Below are 6,602 nucleotides of genomic sequence, written 5' to 3' on the forward strand. Positions count from 1 at the left end.
AGGCCGAGGCTGCCATCGAGGCCGCCCACCGCGCCTTCGCCGGGTGGTCGGCGCGCCTGCCCCAGGAGCGCAGCGGACTTTTGAAACGCTGGCACGCCCTGATCGTCGATGCCCGCGAGGACCTTGCCCACCTGATGGTGCTGGAACAGGGCAAGCCGCTTTCCGAGGCCCGTGGCGAGATCGACTATGCGGCATCCTTCATCGAATTCTACGCCGAAGAGGCGAAGCGACTGAACGTGGAGAGCGTGACCTCCCACCTGCCCGGCGCCGAGATGCGGATCTCCCGCGAGCCGGCCGGCGTGGCGGGGCTCGTCACGCCGTGGAACTTCCCCGCCGCGATGCTGACGCGCAAGGCCGCGGCGGCCCTTGCAGCCGGCTGCACGGTGGTCGCCCACCCCTCCTCCGAAACACCCTTCTCGGCGCTGGCGCTGGCCGAACTGGCAGAGCGCGCGGGGCTTCCCGCCGGCGTCTTCAACGTGCTCACGGGCAAGGCGTCCGAAGTGGTCGGCGCGATGACGGCTTCGCCGAAGGTACGCGTGCTTTCCTTCACCGGCTCGACGGAGATCGGACGTCTGCTTTACGGCCAGTCCGCCGCAACGGTGAAGAAACTGGTCATGGAACTCGGCGGCCACGCCCCCTTCATCGCCTTTGCCGATTGCGATCTCGACCGGGCGGTGGAAAGCGCGATCACGGCGAAATTCGCCACCTCCGGCCAGGATTGTCTGGCGGCCAACCGCTTCTATATCGAGCGACCGATCTATGATGCCTTCCTCGCCGCCTTCACCAGGAAAGTACAGGCGATGACGGTCGGCACGGGACTTTCCGATCCCGATATCGGCCCGCTCGTCAACGAACGGGCAGTCGCCAAGCAGGAACAACATGTAGCGGATGCGGTCGAAAAGGGCGCGCGCGTGCTCGCCGGCGGCAATCGGACCGAGGCGGGTGCGAACTTCTTCCTGCCGACAGTGCTCGCGGATGTGCCGGGGGATGCGCTGGTCCTTCACGAGGAGACCTTCGGCCCCGTTGCGGCCTTCGTGCCCTTCGATGACGAAGACGAGGTGCTCGCCCGCGCCAACGACACCGAGACCGGGCTGGTCGCCTATGTGCATACGCAGGATCCCGCCCGCATCGCCCGCTTCTCGCGCGGCCTCGAGTTCGGCATGGTCGCGGTGAACCGCACCAAGATCACCGGCGCACCCATCCCCTTTGGCGGTGTCAAGCAGGCCGGCCTCGGTCGCGAGGGCTCCCGCATGGGAATGGAGGAATTCTTCAACGTGAAATATGTGTGCTGCGACACGCCTTGAGGATCGTCGATGTTCGCCAACCCCTTCACAGACGAGGAACTTGGCAACCGGCTTGAAACCGTGCGGGCCGCCATGGCCGAGCGCCGGCTCGACATGGTGCTCCTGTCGACGCCGGAAAACATCTTCTATCTGACCGGCCTCGATCACTGGGGATATTTCGCGCCGCATCTGCTTGTCGTCCCGCCCGAGGGTGAGATGGTGCTGATCACCCGCCAGATGGAGCGCGTCTCCATCGAGCGGCAGGTGCGCAACGCGCTCTTTCAGGGACATGCCGACAACGAGACGGCCGCCGATCTGGCGGTGCGCTTCCTCAAGGATTCACTGGTAGCCAAGGATCGCTCGCGGGCCGTGCTGAAGGCTGTGGTCGCCGAGATCGAGGAGCAGAGTGACGGCGCCATGCGCATCGGCGTGGAAACCTGGTCGTCCGGACACTCCTACGGCTTTGGCCATGCGCTGCGCGAGAGCCTTTCCGATGTCCACTGGGTGGACATCACCGGCCTCGTCGATGAACTGCGCCTCGTCAAATCGCCGGCCGAGCAGGCGTTGATGCGCAAGGCGGCCGCGATATCGGATGCTGCCGCCGCGGCCGCCATAGATGCCATAAATGACGGTGCCGCCGAACGCGACGTCGTGGCGGAATGCCACGCGACGATGATCCGCGCCGGCGGCGAGGTGCCCGGTTTCGGGCCCTTCATCCGCCCCGGCCCGCGGCTGGGTGAGGAACACGCCACCTGGGGCAACGATACCTATCGTGCGGGCGAGCCGGTCTTCATCGAACTTTCCGGCTGCGTCAGCCGCTATCACGCGCCGCTCGGGCGCCTCGTGCATGTCGGTTCGATCCGCGAGGAGGACGCGCGAATGGCGGAAGTGGCGGGGCAGGCCTTCGACGCCGTTCTCGGCGCCCTGCGCCACGGCACCCGCGCGTGCGACGTCTATGCTGCCTGGCAGGCCGTGGTGGACGAGGCGGGCCTTGCCCATCACCGCCGCCACCATTGCGGCTATTGCGTGGGCATCGGCTTTCCGCCGTCCTGGACCGGCGGCAACCGGGTCACCGGCTTGCGCCACGATTCCGATCTCGAGATCCACGAAGGCATGACCTTCCACATCCTTTCCTGGCTCATGGGAACCGGCAAGGGAGACTTCTTCGTCTCCAACGCCGTGCTTCTCGGCCCCGGCGGCGCGGAAGTGCTGACCAAAACCCCTCTCGGTCCGACAGTAAAAGAATAGGAGACGACCATGCTTTTGAAGAACGACCAGCTCGACCAGTGGGACCGGGAGAATTTCTTCCACCCCTCCACGCATCTCGCCCAGCATGCGCGCGGGGAAAGCCCGAGCCGGATCGTCACCGGCGGCAGCGGCGTCTATATCGAGGACCGTGACGGCAAGCGCCTGCTCGATGCCTTCGCTGGCCTTTATTGCGTCAATGTCGGCTACGGGCGCACCGAAATTTCCGAGGCCATCGCCGCCCAGGCGAAGGAACTCGCCTATTACCACGCCTATGTGGGCCACGGCACGGAAGCGTCCATCACGCTCGCCAAGATGATCCTCGACCGGGCGCCGAAGGGCATGTCCAAGGTCTATTTCGGCCTCGGCGGCTCGGACGCCAACGAGACGAACGTCAAGCTCATCTGGTACTACAACAACGTTTTGGGCCGCCCGGAGAAGAAGAAGATCATCTCGCGCTGGCGCGGCTATCACGGCTCCGGCCTGATGACCGGCTCGCTGACGGGGCTCGAAGGCTTCCACAAGAAGTTCGACCTGCCGCTGGCGCCGGTCATCCACACCGAAGCCCCCTACTATTACCGCCGGCCGGACCCGGCCATGAGCGAGGAAGCATTCACCGCCTTCCTGGCCGCGGAACTCGATGCGCTCATCGAGCGCGAGGGCGCTGACACCATCGCCGCCTTCATCGGCGAGCCGGTGCTGGGGACGGGCGGCATCGTGCCGCCGCCGGCGGGCTACTGGGAGGCGATCCAGAAGGTGCTCAAGAAGCACGACATTCTGCTCGTCGCCGACGAGGTGGTGACCGGCTTCGGCCGTCTCGGCTCCATGTTCGGCTCCGACCACTACGGCATCGAGCCGGATCTCATCACCATCGCCAAGGGCCTGACCTCGGCCTATGCGCCGCTTTCCGGCTCCATCGTCAGCGAGAAGATGTGGAAGGTGCTCGAGCGCGGGACGGACGAGAACGGGCCGATCGGCCATGGCTGGACCTATTCCGCCCACCCGATCGGCGCCGCCGCCGGCATCGCCAACCTGAAGCTGGTGGACAGCCTCGGCCTGGTAGAGAATGCGGGCGAGACAGGCGCCTATCTGGTGGAAACGATGAAAGAGGCCGTCGGCGATCATCCCAATGTCGGCGAGGTGCGTGGCGAAGGCATGCTGTGCGCCGTCGAGTTCGTCGAGGACAAGGAAACCCGCCGCGCCTTCGATCCGGCGTCGAAGGTCGGCCCTCAGGTCGCCGCCGCCCTCCTGTCGGAGAACGTCATTGGCCGCGCCATGCCCCAGGGCGACATTCTCGGCTTCGCACCGCCGCTGTGCCTCACGCGCGAGGAGGCCGACAAGGTCGTCGACGCGACGGCCAAAGCCGTGAAGGCGGTGTTCAAGAACTGAGTTTCGATTGGCGGCGGCGGGCAGGCCGCCCCTCTTTGATTGGACCGTTCCGGCATGGGTCGGGTCCCCGGGGTCACGCCGGAACGTCACCATGCTGCGGCGGTCGAAGGGTCAATGGGCTCAGGCCGAAGGCCGGTGAACAGCGCCGGGATCGGGAAAGATCCCGGCGAGTTCCTCTCCGCCATTCGGTGTCTGCTCAAGTGCAATAACGCCCGTCGCCTCGCCTTCCGCAAAGGACAGGCGCGCATTGAACTTCTGCGCAAGCACACGCATCGCCCGGTTGTTCGGGTGAGTCGTCACGCGCAGATGCATATAGCCGAGCGCCCTGGCGTGGGCGATGAGCCGCTTGAACAGTTCGCTGCCCAGCCCGCGATGCTGCAACGGGCGCTCGACGCTGAAGGCGATTTCCGCCGTGGGCGGATCGAGTTCCGCTTGCTCGTGCAACTCGGCCGCCCCCAGCACCCGGCCGTCTTCCACATAGCCGATCACCGTCGCACCGTTCCGGAAGCTGCGCGCGGCATATTGAGCGAGAAAAGCGTCATTCGCCGCGCCGTTGAAGCGGTCGCGACGGCTTTCCGCGTCCAGCCGCATGAGATGATCGCGGAAAAGATCGAGCTCGGATGGTCTCAGGCGGCGAACGATACCGCTCGGCAATTGATTCTGTTTCGTTTTTCGGGCCACAAGTCGCACTCCTCGCGGGTTCCTCCCCGAGCCGTTCGACTCCGCTTCCATATGTGTAGAAGGCGCTGCAACCGCAAGGCTCTTCGCCGCCGCGCAATACAGCGATGCATGATCTGCAGGGCAGAAGGAACACGTCGCGTATAGATGACGAGCAAAATCATGTTTTTTGCAATCGTCTCTGGAATTATTCTAATCTATGGGCCATATTGGGCGCTAACGAGCGAAAGGGATTCCATGCGTCTGACCCGGCAAACCAACTACGCGATCCGCATTCTCATGTACTGCGCGGCCAACGACGGCCGCCTGAGCAGAATTCCGGATATTGCGCGGGCCTATTCGCTTTCCGATCTGTTCCTGTTCAAGATTCTTCAGCCGCTCGTCGAGAACGGCCTCGTGGAGACGGTGCGCGGCCGCAACGGCGGCGTGCGGCTGGCCAAACCGGCCAAGGATATCACGCTGTTCGACGTGGTCCGTGTGACGGAGGAAAACTTCGCCATGGCGGAATGCTTCGAGAACGAAGCCTCCGAATGCCCGCTCGTGGACAGCTGCGGCCTCAATGAGGCCCTGCGCAAGGCGTTGGGCGCCTTCTTCGAGGTGCTGGCATCCTACACGATCCACGATCTTGTGGAGAAGCGACCGCAAATGCGCGGACTGCTCGGCATCGAATTGCCCGAGGCACGCGCGGCCGCCAACTAGGGCGTGCAGGGCATCCGTCTGCGGATCCTTGTCTTGCGATTCCCTGAGGGCTTAGCCGAAAGCTAAGTCCGTCGCATTCGCAAGAAGCGGGCACACACACGCCTCAGGCCGCAGTATCGTAGTCTGTACCGAATGCCGAACTTTCCGGGCAAGCCAGGCACCCCTCGACGCCTCGAAGGGTGCCTCATTCACTTGTTCAGGATCAGCTTGCCCTGCCGGGTGATTTTCAGGCGGTAAAGGGAGCCGGCATGTTCGATGGCGATTTCCCGCCGGCCGCGGAACAGATCGATGCTGGATAGGGTGCGGTCGGGAAGCGTCCCACCGCCATGGTATTCCCGATTGATAGTAAGCTGCACGGAATCTTCCCTGCGAACGGACATCTCGCTTCTCATGGTCTTCCCTCTCCTTGAGCGCGTTCGGCATGGCTGCCGGCCCGGCATTTATTGACTATCGAAATCAACTTTTGTAGAGACTGCGATACCTGATTGAAAAAGTCAAGATATTGCCCGGGAGGCCGAGCGGGCCGTCTCCCCTTCCCGGATGCGTTTGCAAAAAGGACATGAAACATGATCCCCTTCGAGAGACTTCACCGTTTGGCCGCACCAAGGGGTGACGGGCTGCACCCCGAACTCGCGGCGCTGCTGCACCGTCGCGCGGCTATTGCCACGGATCCGACAGTCGTCGAGATCGGCTATAGTGGCCAGTCGGGACCGAACCCTGCAACGCCGGACATTTCGCAGGCCCACAGCAATGTCGTGCCGTTTCCGAAATCTCCGAAGACGGCATGCGAGAAAAACGCCAGCATCAACAACGCCAGCATCAGATGAGAGGATCAGGCATGTTCATCGCAATGAATCGCTTCAAGGTGGTCGCGGGCTCGGAGAAGGCCTTCGAGGAGGTGTGGAAGGGGCGCGAATCGCGCCTCGAGGAGATGCCGGGTTTCGTCGAGTTCCGCCTGTTGCGCGGCCCGCACAATGCCGATGAAGGCTACACCCTCTATGCCTCCCATACCCTCTGGCGCAGCCACGACGATTTCGTCGCCTGGACCAAATCCGACAATTTCCGCGAGGCCCACAAGAACGCGGGGCAGAACAAGGACCTCTACAAGGGTCCGCCGGTCTTCGAGGGGTTCAGCAGCGTCGAAGGCGCCTGAGCGCCCGGACAAGCTCCAAGTGAGCGGCCGCCTCAGGCGGCCGCCAACAGCGTCGCATTCCCGCCGGCGGCCGTCGTGTCGACGCAAACGGCGCGCTCGTGCACATAAGCCGCCGGGTTGATGCGCTCCGTCACCAGCGGCACGATCGGCCCCTC

At 64.1% G+C, this 6,602-nt stretch carries 8 protein-coding genes; 6 read left to right on the plus strand and 2 right to left on the minus strand.

Going from position 1 to position 6,602, the window contains the following annotated elements; genetic code table 11:
* From ACFP9U_RS22955 to ACFP9U_RS22965, 3 genes are all read left to right on the plus strand, one after another.
* On the plus strand, positions 1-1,304 hold a 1,304-nt coding region (locus ACFP9U_RS22955), incomplete at its 5' end, for an NAD-dependent succinate-semialdehyde dehydrogenase (protein WP_378625022.1).
* A 9-nt stretch (positions 1,305-1,313) separates the two neighbouring features.
* Positions 1,314-2,531, plus strand: coding sequence for a M24 family metallopeptidase (locus tag ACFP9U_RS22960; RefSeq protein WP_378625023.1), 1,218 nt, complete (start codon positions 1,314-1,316; stop codon positions 2,529-2,531).
* A 9-nt stretch (positions 2,532-2,540) separates the two neighbouring features.
* The gene (locus tag ACFP9U_RS22965) at positions 2,541-3,917 is read left to right on the plus strand and encodes an aspartate aminotransferase family protein (protein WP_378625026.1); all 1,377 of its coding nucleotides are present in this window, start codon (positions 2,541-2,543) and stop codon (positions 3,915-3,917) included.
* 120 nt (positions 3,918-4,037) lie between these two features.
* On the opposite strand, the gene ACFP9U_RS22970 is transcribed toward ACFP9U_RS22965, so the two are convergent.
* A complete protein-coding gene (locus tag ACFP9U_RS22970) occupies positions 4,038-4,571 on the minus strand; it encodes a GNAT family N-acetyltransferase (RefSeq protein ID WP_378625028.1) in 534 nt (177 codons plus the stop codon).
* Positions 4,572-4,832: 261 nt separating this feature from the next.
* Here ACFP9U_RS22970 and rirA point away from each other — a divergent pair, with 261 nt between their 5' ends.
* Positions 4,833-5,294, plus strand: a complete 462-nt coding sequence (gene rirA / locus ACFP9U_RS22975; protein ID WP_322450643.1) for an iron-responsive transcriptional regulator RirA — start codon at positions 4,833-4,835, stop codon at positions 5,292-5,294.
* Positions 5,295-5,482: 188 nt separating this feature from the next.
* Here rirA and hemP read toward each other — a convergent pair whose 3' ends face one another.
* Positions 5,483-5,674, minus strand: a complete 192-nt coding sequence (gene hemP, locus ACFP9U_RS22980) for a hemin uptake protein HemP (RefSeq protein ID WP_378625034.1) — start codon at positions 5,672-5,674, stop codon at positions 5,483-5,485.
* A gap of 186 nt (positions 5,675-5,860) precedes the next feature.
* On the opposite strand from hemP, the gene ACFP9U_RS22985 reads away from it, so the two are divergent.
* Together ACFP9U_RS22985 and ACFP9U_RS22990 are read left to right on the plus strand one after the other, a co-directional pair.
* The gene (locus ACFP9U_RS22985; protein WP_378625031.1) at positions 5,861-6,121 is read left to right on the plus strand and encodes a hypothetical protein; all 261 of its coding nucleotides are present in this window, start codon (positions 5,861-5,863) and stop codon (positions 6,119-6,121) included.
* Positions 6,122-6,132: 11 nt separating this feature from the next.
* The gene (locus tag ACFP9U_RS22990; RefSeq protein WP_378625033.1) at positions 6,133-6,447 is read left to right on the plus strand and encodes an antibiotic biosynthesis monooxygenase family protein; all 315 of its coding nucleotides are present in this window, start codon (positions 6,133-6,135) and stop codon (positions 6,445-6,447) included.
* The last annotated feature ends 155 nt before the right edge of the window (positions 6,448-6,602 follow it).

It is taken from the genome of Nitratireductor sp. GCM10026969 (assembly GCF_042660605.1).
Classification (GTDB): domain Bacteria; phylum Pseudomonadota; class Alphaproteobacteria; order Rhizobiales; family Rhizobiaceae; genus Chelativorans.